We start from the raw sequence: 18,443 nt of genomic DNA, 5'->3' as shown, positions 1-18,443 counted from the left end.
CCGCGAGTTCGAGAAGCCGAGAACGACGCTAGGCGGCATGCTCCCTGGTCACGATGGTGCGAGCCGCCCAGTCGCCCGGGGGTTACCCCCAGCGGGCCAGCCCCCGACGAGATCGCACAAAATCGACCAATTTATCTGTTAGGCCGCCAGTTATTGCTTTTCAAATGGCTGATCGCGCACGATCTCCGCCATGCGAACGCCTCTCGCCTGCATTGCCGCAGGAGTGCTCCTCGCCGGGTCGGTCTCCGGGCCGGCCGACGCCGCGCCCGCCCCACCGGCCCCCGTCAACAGCCTGGCTCGCACCCCGTACCCCGGCTGGAACACCTACTACGGCCTCGGCTCGACCTACGACTTCGCCACGATCAAAAGTGTCACGGACTCCCTGGTCAGCCGCGGCCTGAAGGCCGCCGGCTACAAGTACGTCTGGCTCGACGGCGGCTGGTGGTCCGGCACGCGAAACGACCAGGGCGACATCACGGTCGACGCGAAGCAGTGGCCCGACGGGATGAAGGCGGTCGCGGACTACATCCACAGCCGTGGACTGAAGGCCGGGATCTACACCGACGCCGGCAAGGACGGCTGCGGCGGTGCGAACCAGGGCAGCTACGGCCACTACCAGCAGGACGTCGACCAGTTCGCCTCATGGGGCTATGACGCAGTAAAGGTGGACTTTTGCGGCGGCACGAACCTCCACCTCGTGCCCTCCGAGGCGTACGGGAAGTTCCGGGACGCCCTGCGCGCCAACGGCCGGCCGATGCTGTTCAACATCTGCAACCCGTTCACCCCCGGCGCGGCCGGGCCCGGTGACCCGCCTCCGGAGCGCTCGGTCTACGAGTCGTACAAGTTCGGCCCCACCACCGGGAACTCCTGGCGTACGGACACCGACGTCGGTTTCGTGCACAGCGTCCAGTGGGCGGACGTCCTGCGCAACCTCGACCACGACGCGGCGCACCCCGAGGCGGCCGGGCCCGGGCACTGGAACGACCCCGACTACCTCGGTCCCGAGCTCGGCATGACCTCCGCCCAGGCGCGGGCCCAGTTCACGATGTGGTCGGTGCTCGCCGCGCCGCTCATCGTCGGCAGCGACGTACGCGCCCTGTCGCAGGACACGGTCGACATGCTGACCAACCGGGACGTACTCGCCGTCGACCAGGACCGGCTCGGTCTCCAGGGCACGAAGATCGCGAGTCAGGGCTCGGGCGACGTGTGGGTACGGCGGCTGGCGGACGGCGACCGCGCGGTCGCGCTGCTCAACCGGGGCACCACGCCGCTCACCATCACCACCTCGGCCTCCGCGACCGGCCTCCGCCACGCCGACCGGTACACGCTGAACGACCTGTGGTCGCACACCCGTACCGAGAGCGCCGGCGTCATCCGCGCCAGCGTCCCGCCGGGCAGCGCCGTGCTCTACCGCGTCTCGGCGGGCGCGCCCGGCGGTCTCCCGCCCGCCACCGCCCTCGACGCGCCGACCGTACCCGCGACCCCCGGCTGGGCCGGCGACCTCGCGCTCCCCGGTACGCCCACTCAGGTCACCGCCGCGTTCGTGAACACCGGGCGGACCCCGGTGACCGACGTCCGGCTCACCCTCGACGCACCGTCCGGCTGGAAGGGCGGCGGCACCGCGCATACCGGCAGGTGGCAGGTCACCCCGCCCGCCGGGACCCTCCCCGGCCGCTACCCGCTCACCGTCACCGCGCGGTACCGCTGGGGCGGGCGCCACACCGAACAGCGCACCGGACAGCTCCTGGTCCAGGTGCCGGCCACGCCTCCCGGCGGCGGATACCTCAGCGACCAGCCCTGGCTCGACGCGAGCAGCGGCTGGCAGGTCCCCGCGCCGGACGCGAGCGTCGGCGGCAACCCGATCAGCCTCGGCGGCACGTCGTACGACCGCGGCCTCGGCGTCGCCTCGCCGTCCACCGTCGACTACTACCTCGGTGGCGCCTGCACGAGCCTGACGGGTACGGCCGGCATCGACGATGCGGTCAACGCGGTCGGGCCCGAGGGCGGCACGGCGTCCTTCACCGTACGAGGTGACGGGCGGGCGCTCTACGGCAGCGGCAACGTCGACCGTACGGCCGAGCACGACTTCACCGCCGACCTGACCGGCGTACGCATGCTGACGCTGCAGGTCGGCGACGCGGGCGACGGCGGGTACAACGATCGCGCGGACTGGGCCGGGCTCAAGCTCTCGTGTACGGCGCCGGGCGCCCCGTGGCCGTCCTTCGCCACACCGGCGGCGGCGACCGCGACCACCGCGCACGACGGTTACCCGGCCTCAGGGGCGATCGACGGCCGGCAGGCCACGATCTGGCACGACGAGTTCAGCCCGCAGGCGCCCCTGCCGCAGTCGATCACCATCGACCTCGGTTCCGTACGGGCGGTCGGCGGGCTGACCTATCAGCCTCGCCTCGACGCGGGCACCACGGGCACGATCACCGGCTACCGGGTCGAGGTCAGTTCCGACGGATCGGCGTTCACGCAGGTCGCCTCGGGCGAGTGGGCGGATGACAAGGCGCTGAAGCCGGTCGCGTTCCCGTCCGCACAGGCACGGTTCGTACGGCTGACGGCGACCGGGGGCGACGGCGGCTACGCCTCCGCCGCCGAGGTTCGCGTTTCCGGCTGATCACCGAGGGGGGCGGTCCTCCGGGCCGCCCCCCGGTCGACCTCCTCGAACAGCGCCGCCGCCCGCCCGGCCGTGCCCAGGGCCCGGCTCCCCGTACTGACCAGCCCCAGGACCAGGATGCCGACGCCGAGCCCGGCCACCAGCCACCACACGCCGTGCTCCGCGTCGGTGAACGCCGTACCGCCGCTTGCGAAGGACGACCCGACGATCGTCCCGGAGATCGCGACGCCCAGAGTGGTGCCGGTCTGCCGTCCTGCGGAGGCCAGCGAGGTGGCGACCCCGGCCATCGACCGGGGCATTCCGCTCACCGCGGTGTTGGTGATCGGCGGGTTGACGGTGCCGAGGAAGACGCCGAACAGCAGGTAGGCGGCGAGTACGGCCGGCAGCGGGGTCGCGGGCGCGAGCCCGATCGACACTCCACCGCCGAGCGCGAGCGCCGCTCCGGCGACCATCAGCGGCAGCCGTGGCCCGCGCGCGCCGACCAGGCGGCCGGCCAGCGGGGCGAGCACGACGATCAGCGCTCCGACCGGGAGCAGGCTGAGCCCGGCGGCGAGCGCCGACATGCCGCGTACGTCCTGGAGGTACTGGGTCGTCACGAACAGGAACGCCCCGAACCCGCACAGCGCGAAGATCGCCATCAGGATCGCCGCGCTGAACGGCACGCTGCGGAAGAGCCGCAGTTCGAGCAGCGGGTCGGCGCGGCGCGGCTCGTACGCGAGGAGACCCAGGGCGCTGATCACGGCGACGGCGAGCAGGCCGAGGATGGCGGGCGAGGTCCAGCCCAGCCCTTTCGACTCGATGATCGCGTACACGACGCTGCCCAGGACCAGGATCATCAGCACCTGGCCGATCGGGTCGAACCGGCGCGCCCGCGGAGCACGGGACTCGGGTACGAACAGCGCGGTGCACACGATCGCGGCGATCACGATCGGCACGTTGACCCAGAAGATGGCGTACCAGCCCAGGCCGTCGACCAGCGCGCCACCGAGGATCGGCCCGAGCGCCAGGGCGAGGCCGCTCATCGAGCCGAACACCCCGATCGCCCGCGCCCGCTCGGACGGGTCGGGGAACGTCGTGGCGACGATCGCCATCGCGACGGGGTTGAGCATCGTGCCGCCGGCCGCCTGCAGCACCCGCGCCACGATCAGCCAGCCGATGCTCGGCGCGAGGCCGCACAGGAGCGAGCCGAGCCCGAAGACGGCGAGGCCGACCTGGAAGATCCTCCGGCGTCCGACGCGGTCCGCGGTGGAGCCGGCCAGTACGAGGAAACTGGCCAGGACCAGGGTGTACGCGTCGACCGTCCACTGCAGGCCGGACACGGAGGCGTGCAGGTCGCTGCGGATCGTCGGCAGCGCGACGTTGACGATGGAGATGTCCATCACGACGACGACCACGCTGGCGCAGCAGATCACGAGCACCAGAAGCCTGCGACGCCGGCTGAGCTCACCCTCCGTTTGATCACTCATGCCCATGACGTTAGGAATGAGAGTGCGCTCTAAGTCAAGTGGCCCATCTCGATGAGGTAGGCCAGGCCGAGTGCGAGGTACGCCTGGTGAAGCCGGATCGGGTCGGGGAAGACCGACCCTAAGGCCCGGTCGCCGGGGGCGAGGCGCGCGAAACCGTCGGCGGCTTCCGGGTGATTTTCCAGGATCTCTGCCGTCTGTTCGTACCAGGTATGGATCTGCCGCGGTGACTGCGATGTCGTCAGGCACCTGCCGGCGTCGACCTGTCGCGCGATGTCCTGGCTTCTGCAGGTCGGCGGGTGGGTCTCGTCCGGAACGTTGAGCAGGGGCCAGCCGGGAGAGAACTTCTTGAGCTTCGCCGCCGCGGCGGCGAAGTCCTCATATGCGCTCTCCAGCCGGTTCCCGGCGCCGCGGCAGTCGATCCCGAAGAACGTCGGGAAGCCCTGGGGCCCCTGCCGGTCGAACCCGTCGACGTCCCCGACGAGCGCGGTGAGCCAGCGGACGGCCTCCTCGGCCCAGCCGAACGCCTCTTCGAGCGCACGCCGCGCGCCCGGCTTGAGGCATCGGTCCGCCGGGTTTCGTCTGGAGGGTGGTCCGTACTCGCGTCCCCGCCACGGCTTGAGCAGTTTTTCCGCTATGGCTTCCGCTTCGAGACCCAACTGTGCCAGTTGCGGAAGGAGCCGTTCCCTGCCGGCTCGCTCTTGATCACGGATGACGCGTCGGGCTTCCTTCGCCTCCATGGCCACCAAGCATCCCGCAGCGGAAAGCGTCATTGTGTGCGCTTCGCCACGCCCCGGACGGCCCCCGGCGTAAGGCCGGAGGCCGTCTCGAGGGCTTTCCCACACGCCGCTCGCGGCGGCTCGTACTGAACGGTCAGCCTTTGTTCTGGGTCCGGTAGGCGCTCGGACTGGTTCCGTGCACGGAGCGGAACTGGCGCGAGAAGTAGAACGGGTCGGCGTAGCCGAGAGCACGCGCGATCTCCGCGACGGACCGGTCGGTGGTGTCGAGGAGTTCGCGCGCCCGCGACATCCGCAGGCGGGTCTGATACTGCAGGACGCCCGTGCCGGTCGCGCGGCGGAACAGCGCCGCGAAGTGCGACGGGCTGAGCCGGGCCAGCGTGGCGAGCTCGGCCACGCTGGTCCGAGCGCCGAGGTGCTCGCGGAGATACCGCTGCGCCTGGTGGATCGCCTCGGTGCGGCTCGCGGGGGCGCCGGTCTGGCTCGCGGCCAGCAACGCGAGCAGGTGCCACGCCGCGCCGGCCGCCGCTTGGCGGCCGCGGACCGAGTCGTCGCGCTCCATCAGCGTGAGCACCTCGTCGATCAGCGATACCGCACGGTAGACGTCCCCGACCCGTACGACGGGTCCGGTCAGCGCGCCGACGAGCTCGGCCACGTCCGCGCCGCCGAGGTGCAACCACCAGATCGTCCAGGGATCGTCTCCGGCGGCACCGTACTCGTGCGGCACGCCCGCCGGGATGACGAGCGCCTGACCCGCCTCCACCTCGGCGCGTCCGGACGGCAGACGGCACCATCCCGCGCCCTCGACGCAGATGATCACGATGGCCTGCGGGCTGCCGTTCGTACGGCTCCGCAGGTGGTCGGCGGCGTACGGGAAGTGGCCGCAGTCGGTGACGAGGAGCCGGGAGGTGAGCGGGAGGTCGAGCGCCTGTCGCATCAGCGGGCGGGCGAGCACGCTGATGCGCTCGCCGGTGAACCCGTGCATCCGTGGCACGGTCACAATCGTACTTTCGTCCAGGCCGAACCGTACCTTTGGCCATTCCCCGCCCCGCCCCGATCTCCCTAACCTCGAACCATGTCGACCAACAGCAGACTCGATCTGCCGCCCACCCCCGAGGACCTGCGTGCCGCCCCGGTGGCGGTCTGGCGCGAGGACGTGCTGATCGACACGTACGAGCCGGCCGCCCCTGATCCGTACCCCGCCTTCCTGGAGAGCCGCGTCTACCAGGGCTCCTCCGGCCGGGTCTATCCGCTGCCGTTCTACGAGCGGATCGCCGAGACCAAGGCGCCGAAACGGTGGGGCGCGATCCACCTGGAGAACACCTGGTTGCGCCTGATGGTCCTGCCGGAGCTGGGCGGCCGCATCCACGTGGGCTACGACAAGACCGCCGGATACGACTTCTTCTACCGCAACAACGTCATCAAACCTGCGCTGGTCGGGCTGGCGGGTCCGTGGATCTCCGGCGGCGTGGAGTTCAACTGGCCCCAGCACCACCGCCCGGCCACGTTCCTGCCGGTCGACGTCGAGATCGAGCACGAGCCCGACGGCGCGGTGACGGTGTGGTGCTCCGACCACGACCCGCTCACCCGGATGAAGGGCATGCACGGCGTACGGCTGAGACCCGACCGTGCGGTGGTGGAGCTGCGGGTCCGGCTCTACAACCGGACCGAGGACGTCCAGACGTTCCTGTGGTGGGCCAACGTCGCGGCGCACGCGAACGACGACTACCAGTCCTTCTTCCCCACGGACGTACGCTTCGTGGCCGACCACGCCAAGCGGGCGATGACGACGTTCCCGCGCGCGTCGGGCCGCTATTACGGCGTCGACTACTCCTCACGCGGCGGCCTCGACTGGTATCGCAACATCCCGGTGCCGACGTCCTACATGTGCCTGGGCAGCGAGGACGACTTCTTCGGCGGCTACGACCACGGCGCGGAGGCGGGCTTCGTGCACTGGGCCGACCATCGCATCGCGCCGGGCAAAAAGCAGTGGACCTGGGGAAACGCCCCGTTCGGCTGGGCCTGGGACCGCAACCTGACCGACGGCGACGGCCCCTACGTCGAGCTGATGGCCGGGGTCCACACCGACAACCAACCGGACTTCTCCTTCCTGGCGCCGGGTGAGACCAAGACGTTCCACCAGTACTGGTATCCCATCCAGCGCATCGGCCCGGCCCACCAGGCCACCCTGGACGCGGCCGTGAGCCTCGGCGTCTCCGACGTCCGTGTACGGGTCGGCGTGGCGGTCACCTCCGTACGGTCCGGCTGCCTGGTCCGGCTGCGCGATCCCGGCGGGGAGATCGTCTGGGAGACGGCGCGTGACCTGGCCCCGGGGACGCCGCTGGTCGCCGAGGTGGAGCTGCCGGGGTACACGCCGGAGGACCTGGAGCTGGCCGTCGAGCATGAAGGCGCGACGCTGGTCGCGTGGCGCCCGCGTGCCGTCTCCGGTGAGGCCGAGCCGCCACCGCCGGCGACCGAGCCACCGCCGCCCGAGGAGATCGCCTCCGCCGATGAGCTGTACGTGACGGGCCTGCACCTGGAGCAGTACCGCCACGCGACCCGTTCGCCGGAGCCCTACTGGCTGGAGGCCCTTCGCCGCGACCCGGGCGACGCCCGCAGCGCGGTGGCGCTGGCCGCCCGCCGCTACCGCGACGCAGAGTACGAGGAGGCCGAACGCCTGCTGAGGCGGGCCGTCGACCGGCTGACCGTACGCAATCCGAACCCCTACGACGGCGAGGCGCACTACCGCCTGGGCCTCACCCTCGTCCGGCTGAACCGCCTGGACGAGGCGTACGACGCGTTGGCCAAGGCCGCCTGGAACGCGGCCTGGCGAGCCCCCGCCCACTGGGTGATGGCCCGCCTCGACTGCCGCGCCGCCCGGTGGACCGCCGCCCTCGGCCACCTCGACGCGGTCCTGTCCGCCGAGGCAGGCCTGCTCCAGGCCCACGACCTGCGCGTTCTGGTCCTCCAGCGGCTGGGTCGTTCGGCGGAGGCGGAGGCCGCGCTGGCCGCGGTGAGACGCCTCGACCCCCTGGACTGGTGGTCCCGTGACCAGGCAGGCATCCCCTTGGACTGCTCTCCCCAGACGCGCCTGGACGTCGCCCTCGACTACGCCGCCGCCGGCTTCACCACCGAGGCCCTGCGCGTCCTCGACCAGAGCGGGCGCGGAGCCGCCGTCGGCGAGCCGGGCGCCGCTCCGCTGATCGGTTATCACCGTGCGGCCCTGCTGTCCGAGCTCGGTGACGAGGAGCGCGCCCGCGAGGCGGCGGAGTCCGCGCGCACGGCCGACCCGCGCTACTGCTTCCCGAGTCGTTTGGAGGACGCGGCCGCACTGTTCACGGCGCTCGACCACGACCCGTCCGACGGACAGGCGTCGTCGCTGCTGGGCCACTGGCTGTACCACCACGGCCGCCACGAGGACGCGATCGCCTCCTGGCGACGGGCGGTCGAGCACGACCCGTCCGACGTCGTGGCCTGGCGTAATCTAGGCGTGGCCGCCTTCAATGTTCACCACGCCCCGGCCGAGGCCGCATCCTGCTACGAGCAGGCCCTGACGCTGGCCCCCGACGACGCCCGCCTCTGGTACGAGTCGGACCAGCTGGCCAAGCGCGCGGGCACCCCGCCGGTGGACCGCCTGTCCCGTCTGCGACGTCGCCCGGACGTCGTGACGTCCCGTGATGACCTGACCGTGGAGTACGTGCTGCTGCTGGTCACGACCGGCGATGCGGAAGAAGCCCTGAAGCTCCTGACGGACCGCAGGTTCCAGCCGTGGGAGGGCGGCGAGGGCCAGGCCTTGTACGCCTGGGAACAGACGCGGCTGTCCCTGGCCCACACGGCTCTGACCGTCGGCGACGCGACGGCGGCGGCGGCCCACGCCCGAGCCGCCCTGGACCCCCCGGAGTCGCTGGGCGAGGCCCGCCACGAACTGGCCAACTGCGCCGACCTTCTCCTTGTCCTGGGCGACGCCTTGGCCGCAGCCGGTGAGAAGGAGGCCGCCGAGCACGCCTGGTCCCGTGCGGCCGAGGCAGAGGGTGACTTCCAGGAGATGAGCACGCGCCCGTACAGCGAGAAGACCTATTTCTCCGCCCTGGCCCGGCACCGCCTGGGCCACGGGGAGGAGGCCGCGACACTGGCCGGCGGCCTGGAGGCGTACGCGACCGAGCTGGCGACCACCCCGGCCCGCGTCGACTACTTCGCCACGTCCCTGCCGACGATGCTCCTGTTCACCGACGACCTGACGTCCCGTCGCAGAACGACCGCGACGTTCCTGTCCGCCCAGGCCGCCGCCCTACGCGGCCAACGAGACGAGGCCGGGGCCGGCCTCGCCACCGTCCTGGCCCACGATCCCAACCACCTGGCCGCAGCCACCCTCACCACCTCACTGACGGTTGAGGGCCCGTCTTGAAATCTCCGGTCCGCCGCAAGCGGTCTCCAGGTAATGGAGGAAGGAGCCGGCCCTGTCCAGCCGTCCACCGACGGCAGCACCGCCACACGCCACCAAGGTGACGATCCCGCACCGCCCAAGCGACCCCGCCCCATCCAGGCGGTGGTTCCACCCCGCCGGGATGACAGTCCCGCCACACCCTGGCGACAGTCCCGCCCTGCCGGGATGACCGTCCTGCGACGGTGTTAGACCGTGGGGCCCTCCGCTGCTTTGATCGGGCAGGTGAGCAGGTAGTCGTACAGCTCCTCCGGCGTCGCCTCCCGGCCGGAGGCGTCGACTCGCTCGTTCCACGTCTCGATGGCCTGGCGGTGTTCGACCTTCGCGTCCTTGTCGCGGAGAAGGTCGCGCCGGTAGGCGGGGAGGTCCATCGCGGCGAGGTTCCAGGAGTCGGGGCCGCAGAGGGTGTCCTCGCGGAGCGTCACCACGCTGCGTTGCAGGCTCAGGGGGAAGTTGCTGCACACGAGGGGACGGTGAGCATAGACGCCGCACCGCGCCTTTCCGGACGCGATCTCCATGAGGAACACGCAGCCGCTGCCCTTGCCCCCCACGTGTTGCATGTACAGGCCCTTCGCGGGGCCGCCCGCCTTGAGGCGGAAGCCGTCCTTGTCGGTGTCGAGCAGACGGAGGAAGTCACCGGGATGCATGGCGGTGCCCTCGGCGAGCACCTGGACGTCCCTGACGGTCACCCCGACGCGATACTTGCGGCAGCACTGGCCGGCGCACCCGGCACATCCGGCGGAAGCAGCGCTCATGCCGTCGCCTCCTCGGGCCAGCCCGCGCCGGTCTCACGCGCCGACTCCGCTTCGAGCAGGTAGCGCTGGAAATCCTCGATGCCGAGCTCCTCGGCGGACTCAGAAGCCAGCGCGTTCCACCGTTCGACCACCTCGAACCAGTGATCCCGATCGGCCGACCAGGTGCGGAGGGCCTCGGTCACCGCCTCCTGGTCCAGATCCTCCAGCGTCCACTCCCGGCAGTCGCACCCGGGCTCGCGGCGGATCGCCGGGGCGCCGTCCTTGGTGTCGGCGGGGAAGATCCGGCAGGAGACCGGCGCGAGATCCCCCAGTCCACAGCCGCGTGCGCCGCTGGGAGTGCGAATCGAGAAGACACAGCCGTTCGTGGCGTTGGCGATCTTGAGGAAGACCCGCCGCCGCCCCTTGTCGAGCACGATCCCGGTGGGATCGTCCGCGATCGCGGGTGCGGTCTCCGTGAAGTGCCAGGGCTCCAGAGCGAGCGTACGAGAGATCCGGACGATGTCCGCCCCCGTGACCTGCCGCGGCCCGCGCGCACAACGAGCCTTCGCCCGGCAGGCGTGCCATTGGGCGCGTGCCTCCACCGATCTGTCCAGAATCAACGCTCCATCCCCTTCGGTATGGCGATGCCGACCGGCCCCTTCTCCGGCATACGGAGCAAACGCCCAGGCGGTTCACTCCGGCGGTGGTGTCGTCGGCGATCCCCGGCAGCCGCCCGTGGTGTGCGCCCTTCCAGGTGGACCAGCCGCGGCTGAGCAGCCCGAACCGGCGAGTCGCTCATCCAACCGGCCGTCAGGCCGGCCCGTCGTACAGAAGCCGAGCCGGTCACACGGACACCGCTCGGACCAGGGTCCGGTCCGCTGCGGGGCCGTGGATCTACCTCATCGTCGCGACCGGCGACATCTGCGAGGACATCCCACTAGGCCCAGGCCGCCGCCGCGTGGCGTACGGCCAACGCGGCGCGACGCCGCCCCGCCGGCCCGAGCGGCACCGCAACGGGGAACACGCCTTTCGTGCGGCTCACAGCCGTGGAGAGGTTGAGAATGTGGGGGTGCCCCTGCCTCGCACCTTCACGTTCCCCAATCGTCCCAGAGTCGCAGGAACCTTTCCCAGTTGCCTGGGTTGAAAGGCCGGGGGACGATATCAATGCGCTGGGACAGACCTGTCGCGCTGGCGAGCGCGTTGAGCGTTCGCACATAGTTGAGAACGTTGATCAGGCATATCCTGTCTGATCTGGCAAGCTCTTCCCCCCGATTGAGGCGATGGAGAGCCGCTACGGCCGCCGCCAGCTCCCTCGGCGGGTACGGGTGGAGCGCGTCGACGAGAATGTAATCTCGCGAATTCATGAAGACGATGTTGCCCGCACCGACGGTGTCCATGATCTCGTCTGTGTGTTTCGTGTAGGCGATCGAGTTGTGAACGAACGTCCGGACGGCCGCCTGAGTGGCGGGATCCGATTGCAGCAGGTCCACTATCCGGCCGATCGAAGGACTCCGCTGAACGGACAGGAACAGCTGTGGATCGAAACCTGCCGGACCGTGAAGTTCGAGCCAGCGCCGGCTGGCCGCCACGTACTGCTCAGTGTCAGGCTTGTCGTCCATCTCTGAGTATCCCGTTGAAAGGTCAGGATTACTCAGGCTCTCCAGTCCGGAGATCTTTTCTTGGGTCGTCATCAAGGTGGGCAGGACGTAGCTTTGATCGGGCTCCACCCGCCTCCCGTCGGCGGCCAGCTCCCGGAGCATACGTCCAGGCCACTCCAGCTCCCGGACATGAACGGTTTCCGGGATCACGTGAGCGGACCCGTGAAAGTCTTTCAAGGCTTGATATCGATGCATTCTCTCTTCGGCGATGCTCGTCATCTTCGCCAAGACCTCATCGGCTCGGAAGTCTTCCGGATGCCATCCCTCCTCGCGCCAGCCCAGCAACTGTCCCGTGGTGTTGTGATCCACCTTGACGACACTGTCACCGGCCCCGTAGACGAGATTCTCGCCGCCCTTGGTCATGAACACCGGATCCGTACCGAAGAACCCGTCGAAGAGCTCACGGCCACGCACCGCGTACGGGGATTCCGTCGGTTTCCAGCCGACCAGGGCGGCGTCGAGAGCCGTCGTGAAACCGTCCCGGCCGTGAAACGCTCCTCGGTCCACCTCGTCGTGGAGCCGGGCATGGCCGGCCGGGTCGAGGTCCCCCAGCCTCTTCAACGGGGATGCGAGCCGCGGATCCACGCTCAGATCGGCCCACCGGAGGTGCGCGGCAGCGCCGCCATCGAGCGTCCTGGCCGCATCGGCCGCCGGCCCCGCGGAGCCGGCAGGGGCATGCCCTTCGCCGGCCTCGTCCGCGCCGGCGTGGGAACCGCCCGGCGCCGCGTCGGAGGCGAGCTCGGTGGCGCGGTCGGCCGGCGCGCCCGCGGGGAGACGGGATCCGCCGGCGAGAGGTGTCGGCCGGCCGTCCAGCCAGGCGGCGAGCCGGGCCGTGTCCTCGAGCCGGCCGGCGAGACGTCCGCCCGCGTGTGCGGCGCCATCGAGACCGGCCATTCCGAAGCCGAACATGGCTGCTTCTCCGAGGTCGGCGTGCCCCTTGCGGAACGTGAGCTGGGCGGCGACGTTGCCGAGGGTGCCGCTGGCGCCGACCACGCCGAACCGCGACGCGACACCGGTGAGGCCGCCGGATTCCATCCAGCTCGACAACGCGGTGGTGAGCGGGTTGCGCTGTCGTCCGATCCATCCGCCGGCCGCCCCCATCACCCCGCCGGTGATGGCGCCCTCTCCCGCGGCCGTGAAGAACTCTTCGGCGTCGAAGCCCTTCTGGAGGCCCTCGTGTACGCGGGCGTACTGGCCGGCAGCGTCCAGGCCGCCGTTGTACAACACGCCCATCGCGACGGCTCGCAAAAACGCCCTGAGTGCGATTCCTTCAGCCGCTGTGGCCGCGAAGGCATCGACGACCGACGCGCCGCCGACCATCCACGAAGTCGCCAGTGCCATCGCCCATACCGCGGACAGGAAGGCCACGGACAGCTCGAACTGCAGGCGGGCGGCCCGCTTCTCCTCGATCAGAGCGTCGACCCAGTCCGCAAGCTTGCGACATATCAAGGCGTGCCGCTTCAGGCCGCGTTCGTCGCCGTCGCCGGTCAACACCGCAGCGAACGAGGTGAACCTCTGTGTGGCCTCGCCCACGTTGCTGGCCGTGACCGCGTGAGCATGATGTCGCACGTCCTTCGCCACCGCGTCGGCCGACTTCGCCGCGGCAGTGAACGCATTCCGTACGGACGCGAGCCGTGACATGTTGCCGTCCGGCCACCGGCATCCCACGACCAGCCGCTCCAGCAGTCCGAGGATCCATTCCCCGTCCGCCGGCGGCGGGTCGGAGTCCACGAGACTCGCCGTCACCGGCGGCAATTGATAGAGATCTTCCAGCGCGACCGCGTTCCGGCCCCCGTGCGACGGCAAGGCCCATTCTCCATCGCTCGCCTCATCGGCCAGCAGATAGGTCTTCCCTGACACGATCAGCTTGCCGCCCGTGGTGCGCAGCGAGTTCACCATGTCCTCGAGATCGGCCAGCATCGCGTCCCGTACGGTGGCGAAGCCGGCCGCCTCACCGGTCCCGTGGAAGAACGCCTGCCCGATGTCGTCCGCGCCCCAGCACGCCCCCGCCGAGGCGAGTTCACGGCACAACGCGTCGACCGCCGAAGCAAGCAGGTCCGATGCCTCGACCACCCCTTTCCCGGAGGTCATCCAGGTATCGGCCCGAGCCTCGAATCCTGCCGCGGTCACACCATCCCCCCTCCGACGCCCAGGGAACGATATCGGCAGCGCGGGCCGGTGAAGAGACCTCTCACCAGGGCGGAGTCAGAGGTGCCGTCACAACGGCGACGCCCCGCGGGATCGCGAACACCTCCGCCTACCCTGCCGCGAGTCGGGAGCCGATCTGCCGGGCCGCGGCAGGCGCCTGCCGCACTCCGGCCGCGTACGCCGGCGCCCACGCGGCGCGGTCGGTGATGTCCGGGCCGAACGCCGCGATCGCCTCGGCGTCCGGGACCAGCCGTACGGCCCTTTCGTCCGCTGTGGTCTCACCGGACAGGTGCGCCATCGGCTCGGCGACGATGAGGAGGTCCGCGGCTCCGGCCAGGTCGACGTTGAGCCCCGCCCGGAGAGCACCGTCGATGTACCGCCGCCCTCCGATGGTGATCGGCGGCGCGGTCGCCGGGAACGCGATGCTCGCCGCCACGGCCTGGGGCAGCGAGGCGGCGCCGTCCCGATCCCAGACCACCGCCTCGCCGGTCTCGGCGTCGACCGCCGGGATCAGCAGCGGCCGGTCCGGCCAGTCGGCCCCTCCGACCAGGTACCGCATCCCGGCGATGACCGTCTCCTCCTCACCGGCCGAGGCGAGGACGGCCAGCCGCCCGACCCGGCGCACGGCCTCCGCCCGGTCGAGCCTCGCGTCGCCGAGCACCGCGAACACCTCCGCCAGCCGTTCCGGATCGCTCCGCACCTCCACAGCCTCACCCCGACCCGCCTCGGCGAGCCTGCCCGGATCGTCCCGCGCCCCTGCGGGCTCTTCTCGTCCCGTCTCCGTGACCGACCGCAGATCGGCTCGTACCCCGCTCCCAGAGCCGGGCAGGGTCGCGAGCCGGTCCAGGTCTCCCCCGCACGCCAGGATCGCCCCGACGATCGCACCCGCCGACGTGCCCACGATCAGGTCGACCGCGCCGAGGTCCACCCGCTCACGGCGCAGTCCCGCCGCCAGGCCGGCCAGCCACGCCGTCCCGACCGGCCCACCGGGCCCCAGCACGAGCGCGCTTCTCACCACGTCTCCTCGACCGGAAACGCAACGATCCGACGCGGATGAATCCGGATGAAGGCGGCATAGATGTAGTCGACCGGGCTGAATGCCATGAGCCGACCCTAGGAAAGCGGCGTCCGCACCGCATCGGCCATAAGCCCGGCCACGCCCGCGACGATCGCCCTAGACCCAGACGAGCGGTCTGGACCAACGGAATAGGCTTTGGCGCCGGCGGTACACCTCCGAGAACGAAGGCCCGAACACGATGCGCTGGTCTCAGATGCACATTCCGACTCTGCGGGAGGACCCGGCCGAGGCGGACGCGGCAAGTCATCGGCTGCTGCTCCGGGCCGGATACATCCGGCAGCTCATGGCAGGCCACTACTCCCTCCTGCCGCTCGCCGTCCGGGTGCGCACCAAGGTCATCGACGTCATCCGGCAGGAGATGGACCGGATGGGCGCGCAGGAGTTCGTGCTCCCGATCATGCACCCGGCCGAGGTCTGGCAGCGCAGCGGCCGGTGGGAGGTCATGGGCGAGGAGATGTTCCGGCTGAAGGACCGCAGGGGCGCGGACCTCGCCCTGGGCATGACGCACGAGGAGATCTTCGCGACGCTCGCGGCAGAGCTCCGGTCGTACAAGAAGCTCCCCCAGACCTGGTACCAGTTCCAGACCAAGCTGAGGGACGAGCCGCGCCCCAAGGCGGGCCTGTTGCGCACCCGTGAGTTCACGATGAAGGACTCCTACAGCTTCGACCTGGACCAGGAGGGCCTGGACGCCTCCTTCACCCGCCACCACGACGCCTACGTACGGATCTTCGAGCGGCTCGGCATCCCCGCGATCCCCGTCGAGGCCTCCAGCGGCACGATGGGCGGGTCGGCCTCGACCGAGTTCATGTGCCCCTCCGACGCCGGCGAGGACGTGATCGTCCACTGCCCCGCCTGCGGATACGCCGCGAACATCGAGAAGGCCACCTCCCGGCTCCCGGAGACGAAAGACGGTGAAAGAGAGGCGGAGCGCTTCGACACCCCCGGCGCCCGTACGATCGAGGACCTGGTCAAGGGGTACGACGCCCCCGCCGACCGCCAGATCAAGACGCTCGTCCACCTCGTCGGCGACCGGCTCACGCTGACGCTGCTCCGCGGCGACCACGCCCTCAACGAGCAGAAGCTGAAAGACGCCACCGGAGCAAAAGAGGTACGGCCCGCGCAGGCCGGCGAGATCCACGAAGCCCTCGGCGCGCACCCCGGCAGCCTCGGCGCGGTCGGCGTCACGAACCTCCCGGTAATCGCCGACGAGGCCCTGCGCGGCCGCCGCGACATGTTCACCGGCGCCAACACCGACGACGTCCACCTCCGCGGCGTCGACGTCGACCGCGACATCACCGTCGGCACCTGGGCCGACCTGCGCGAGGTGGCCGCGGGTGAGGCCTGCGTACGGTGCGGCGAACCCGTACGGCGAACCCGCACGATCGAGGTCGGGCACATCTTCAAGCTCGGCACCCGGTACGCCGAGGCCCTGGGCATCGACGTCCTCGACCCCGGCGGCGACCGCAAGCCGGTGATCATGGGCAGCTACGGCATCGGCGTCGAACGCGCCATGGCCGCCATCGTCGAGACCCACCACGACGAGCGCGGCATCGTCTGGCCCGAAACGGTCGCGCCCTTCCAGGTGGCGGTCGTCGTCGCCCAGTCCAACGACGACGAGACCGCGAGAGAGGGCGAGGCGATCTACGAACGGCTCCGCGCCGCCGGCATCGAGACCATCGTCGACGACCGCCCGGAGCGAGCCGGCGTGAAGTTCCGCGACGTCGAGCTGTCCGGCATCCCGTACCGCGTCACCGTCGGCAGACGCGGCCTGGCCGACGGCACCGTCGAGTGGACGGTGCGGGCCACCGGGGAGACCGCGAAGATCGCCCTCGAAGACGTCGTCGACCACGCGCTGACGTCATCCGCATGAGACGAGCCGTCCGCCCAGGGATCACCTTACGTTCGCTGAACTGGGCGAACATCCTTGGGATCCCCACGAAACGACCCCACGAGGATGACATGTGCCCTGAAGGACGTTGCGAGCACCACTCCGAACCCGCGGCGGCCGACGGCCAGAGCGCAGGGCTCGACCGACGCCGGCTGCTGATGGCCGCCGCCACCGGCGCCGCCGCGGTCACCCTCGCCCCCGTCTCATTCACCCAGGGACGGGCGTCCGCCGCGACAACGCCCCAAGACGTCACCCGCACCGTCACCGGCCACCTCGACACCGGCGCGGCCGACTTCGTCTACGTCCCGGTCGAGGTCCCGAAGGGCGTGCAGAAGATCGCCGTCGAGTACACCTACGACAAGCCGGCCGTGCCGGCGGGCACCCCGGGCAACTCCTGCGACATCGGCGTCTTCGACCAGCGCGGTACCAAGCTCGGCGGCCGGGGCTTTCGCGGCTGGTCCGGCGGATTCCGCACCGCGTTCGAGATCAGCAACACCGAGGCCACCCCCGGCTACCTGCCCGGCCCGGTCCAGTCCGGCACGTGGAACATCGTCCTCGGCCCGTACCAGATCGCACCCCAGGGCATGAACTACCAGGTCAAGATCACGCTCACGTTCGGCGCGCCGGGAGAGGCGTTCACGCCGAACTACCCGCCGCGGCGGGCCAAGGGCCGCGGCCGTGCCTGGTACCGCGGCGACGGTCACCTCCACACCGTGCACTCCGACGGCCGGCGGCTCCCCGGAGAGGTGGCCGCCGGCGCGCGCGAGGCCGGGCTCGACTTCATGGTCTCCACCGACCACAACACCTCCTCCTCCCACGCGGTCTGGGGCGAGTACGCCGGGCCGGACCTGCTGATCATCACCGGTGAGGAGGTCACCACGAGGAACGGCCACTGGCTCGCGCTCGGCCTCACCGCCGGAGAGTGGATCGACTGGCGCTACCGCTCGCGTGACGACGCCTTCGACCGGTTCGCGCGCCAGGTGCACCGCTCCGGCGGCATCGTCGTGCCCGCCCACCCGTACTGCCCGTACGTCGCCTGCCAGTGGAAGTTCGGGTACGACGACGCCGACGCCGTGGAGGTCTGGAACGGCCCCTGGACCTACGACGACGAGTCCTCCGTCGACATGTGGGACGCCAAGCTCGGCGAGGCCGTGCGTACGGGCAGGCGCTGGCTCCCCGCGATGGGCGACAGCGACGCCCACAGCGTTCCGCAGGTGATCGGGCTCCCGCACAACGTCGTGTACGCGGACGACCTGGACACCGACGCCATCATGGACGGCCTCCGCGCGGGCCGTAACTGGATCGCCGAGTCGTCCGAGGTGGAGCTCTCCTTCGGCGTCAGCGGCCACCGGCGGCAGGCCGGCATCGGCGGCACGCTCACCGCTCCCGCCGACGCCCCGGTCGACGTCACGCTGGAGGTCGCGGGCGTGCCGAACGGCACCGTCCGGTTCATCACGGACGAGGGCCAGATGCACCAGGAGTCCCTCGGCGCCTCCGGTACGGGCACCGTCGTGTGGCGCACCACGACCTCGCTCGCCGCGTACGTGCGCGCGGAGGTACGCCACCCGATGGCGGACGGCAACCCGGGCCACGGCAACACGATGGGGCCGGCGCTGATGTGGGGCCCGATGGCCGCGCTGACCAACCCGATCTTCCTCAAGCGCTCCTGACGT

At 70.7% G+C, this 18,443-nt stretch carries 11 protein-coding genes; 4 read left to right on the top strand and 7 right to left on the bottom strand.

The annotated features are described in order from the left end of the window. The first annotated feature begins 190 nt into the window (after positions 1–190). Positions 191–2,623, top strand: coding sequence for an NPCBM/NEW2 domain-containing protein (locus QWU11_RS16605; protein WP_290109188.1), 2,433 nt, complete (start codon positions 191–193; stop codon positions 2,621–2,623). On the opposite strand, the gene QWU11_RS16600 is transcribed toward QWU11_RS16605, so the two are convergent. From QWU11_RS16600 to QWU11_RS16590, 3 genes are all read right to left on the bottom strand, one after another. Then, entirely contained in the window at positions 2,587–4,089 is a 1,503-nt protein-coding gene (locus QWU11_RS16600) for a DHA2 family efflux MFS transporter permease subunit (RefSeq protein WP_290109187.1), read from the bottom strand. The two genes, QWU11_RS16605 and QWU11_RS16600, sit on opposite strands and share 37 nt — an antisense overlap. A gap of 29 nt (positions 4,090–4,118) precedes the next feature. Further along, complete coding sequence (locus tag QWU11_RS16595; protein WP_290109186.1) at positions 4,119–4,832, bottom strand: hypothetical protein; 714 nt, start codon at positions 4,830–4,832, stop codon at positions 4,119–4,121. A 127-nt stretch (positions 4,833–4,959) separates the two neighbouring features. Then, positions 4,960–5,808 (bottom strand): AraC family transcriptional regulator, encoded by an 849-nt coding sequence (locus QWU11_RS16590; protein WP_290111385.1) that lies wholly within the window; start codon positions 5,806–5,808, stop codon positions 4,960–4,962. Positions 5,809–5,898: 90 nt separating this feature from the next. Between QWU11_RS16590 and QWU11_RS16585 the strand changes: the two genes are divergently transcribed. Beyond that, positions 5,899–9,228 carry a DUF5107 domain-containing protein gene (locus tag QWU11_RS16585; protein ID WP_290109185.1) on the top strand — a complete coding sequence of 1,110 codons (3,330 nt, stop codon included), beginning with the start codon at positions 5,899–5,901 and terminating at the stop codon, positions 9,226–9,228. 224 nt (positions 9,229–9,452) lie between these two features. Here QWU11_RS16585 and QWU11_RS16580 read toward each other — a convergent pair whose 3' ends face one another. The 4 genes from QWU11_RS16580 to QWU11_RS16565 form a co-directional block, all read right to left on the bottom strand. Beyond that, complete coding sequence (locus tag QWU11_RS16580) at positions 9,453–10,019, bottom strand: YkgJ family cysteine cluster protein (protein ID WP_290109184.1); 567 nt, start codon at positions 10,017–10,019, stop codon at positions 9,453–9,455. After that, positions 10,016–10,618, bottom strand: coding sequence for a hypothetical protein (locus QWU11_RS16575; RefSeq protein WP_290109183.1), 603 nt, complete (start codon positions 10,616–10,618; stop codon positions 10,016–10,018). The genes QWU11_RS16580 and QWU11_RS16575 overlap by 4 nt, the downstream gene beginning before the upstream one ends. 468 nt (positions 10,619–11,086) lie before the next feature. Beyond that, positions 11,087–13,786, bottom strand: a complete 2,700-nt coding sequence (locus QWU11_RS16570; RefSeq protein ID WP_290109182.1) for a hypothetical protein — start codon at positions 13,784–13,786, stop codon at positions 11,087–11,089. A gap of 127 nt (positions 13,787–13,913) precedes the next feature. Beyond that, positions 13,914–14,819 carry a patatin-like phospholipase family protein gene (locus QWU11_RS16565; RefSeq protein WP_290109181.1) on the bottom strand — a complete coding sequence of 302 codons (906 nt, stop codon included), beginning with the start codon at positions 14,817–14,819 and terminating at the stop codon, positions 13,914–13,916. Between the two features lie 241 nt (positions 14,820–15,060). Between QWU11_RS16565 and QWU11_RS16560 the strand changes: the two genes are divergently transcribed. Together QWU11_RS16560 and QWU11_RS16555 are read left to right on the top strand one after the other, a co-directional pair. Further along, positions 15,061–16,752: a proline--tRNA ligase gene (locus tag QWU11_RS16560; protein WP_290109180.1), complete on the top strand. Its 1,692-nt coding sequence runs from the start codon at positions 15,061–15,063 to the stop codon at positions 16,750–16,752. 89 nt (positions 16,753–16,841) lie between these two features. Beyond that, positions 16,842–18,440, top strand: coding sequence for a CehA/McbA family metallohydrolase (locus tag QWU11_RS16555; protein ID WP_290109179.1), 1,599 nt, complete (start codon positions 16,842–16,844; stop codon positions 18,438–18,440). Positions 18,441–18,443: the final 3 nt, after the last annotated feature.

The organism is Actinomadura sp. DC4 (assembly GCF_030406325.1).
GTDB lineage: Bacteria > Actinomycetota > Actinomycetes > Streptosporangiales > Streptosporangiaceae > Actinoallomurus.
The sequence above is the reverse complement of the archived record's forward strand: the minus strand, read 5'-3'. Positions and strand labels throughout refer to the sequence as shown.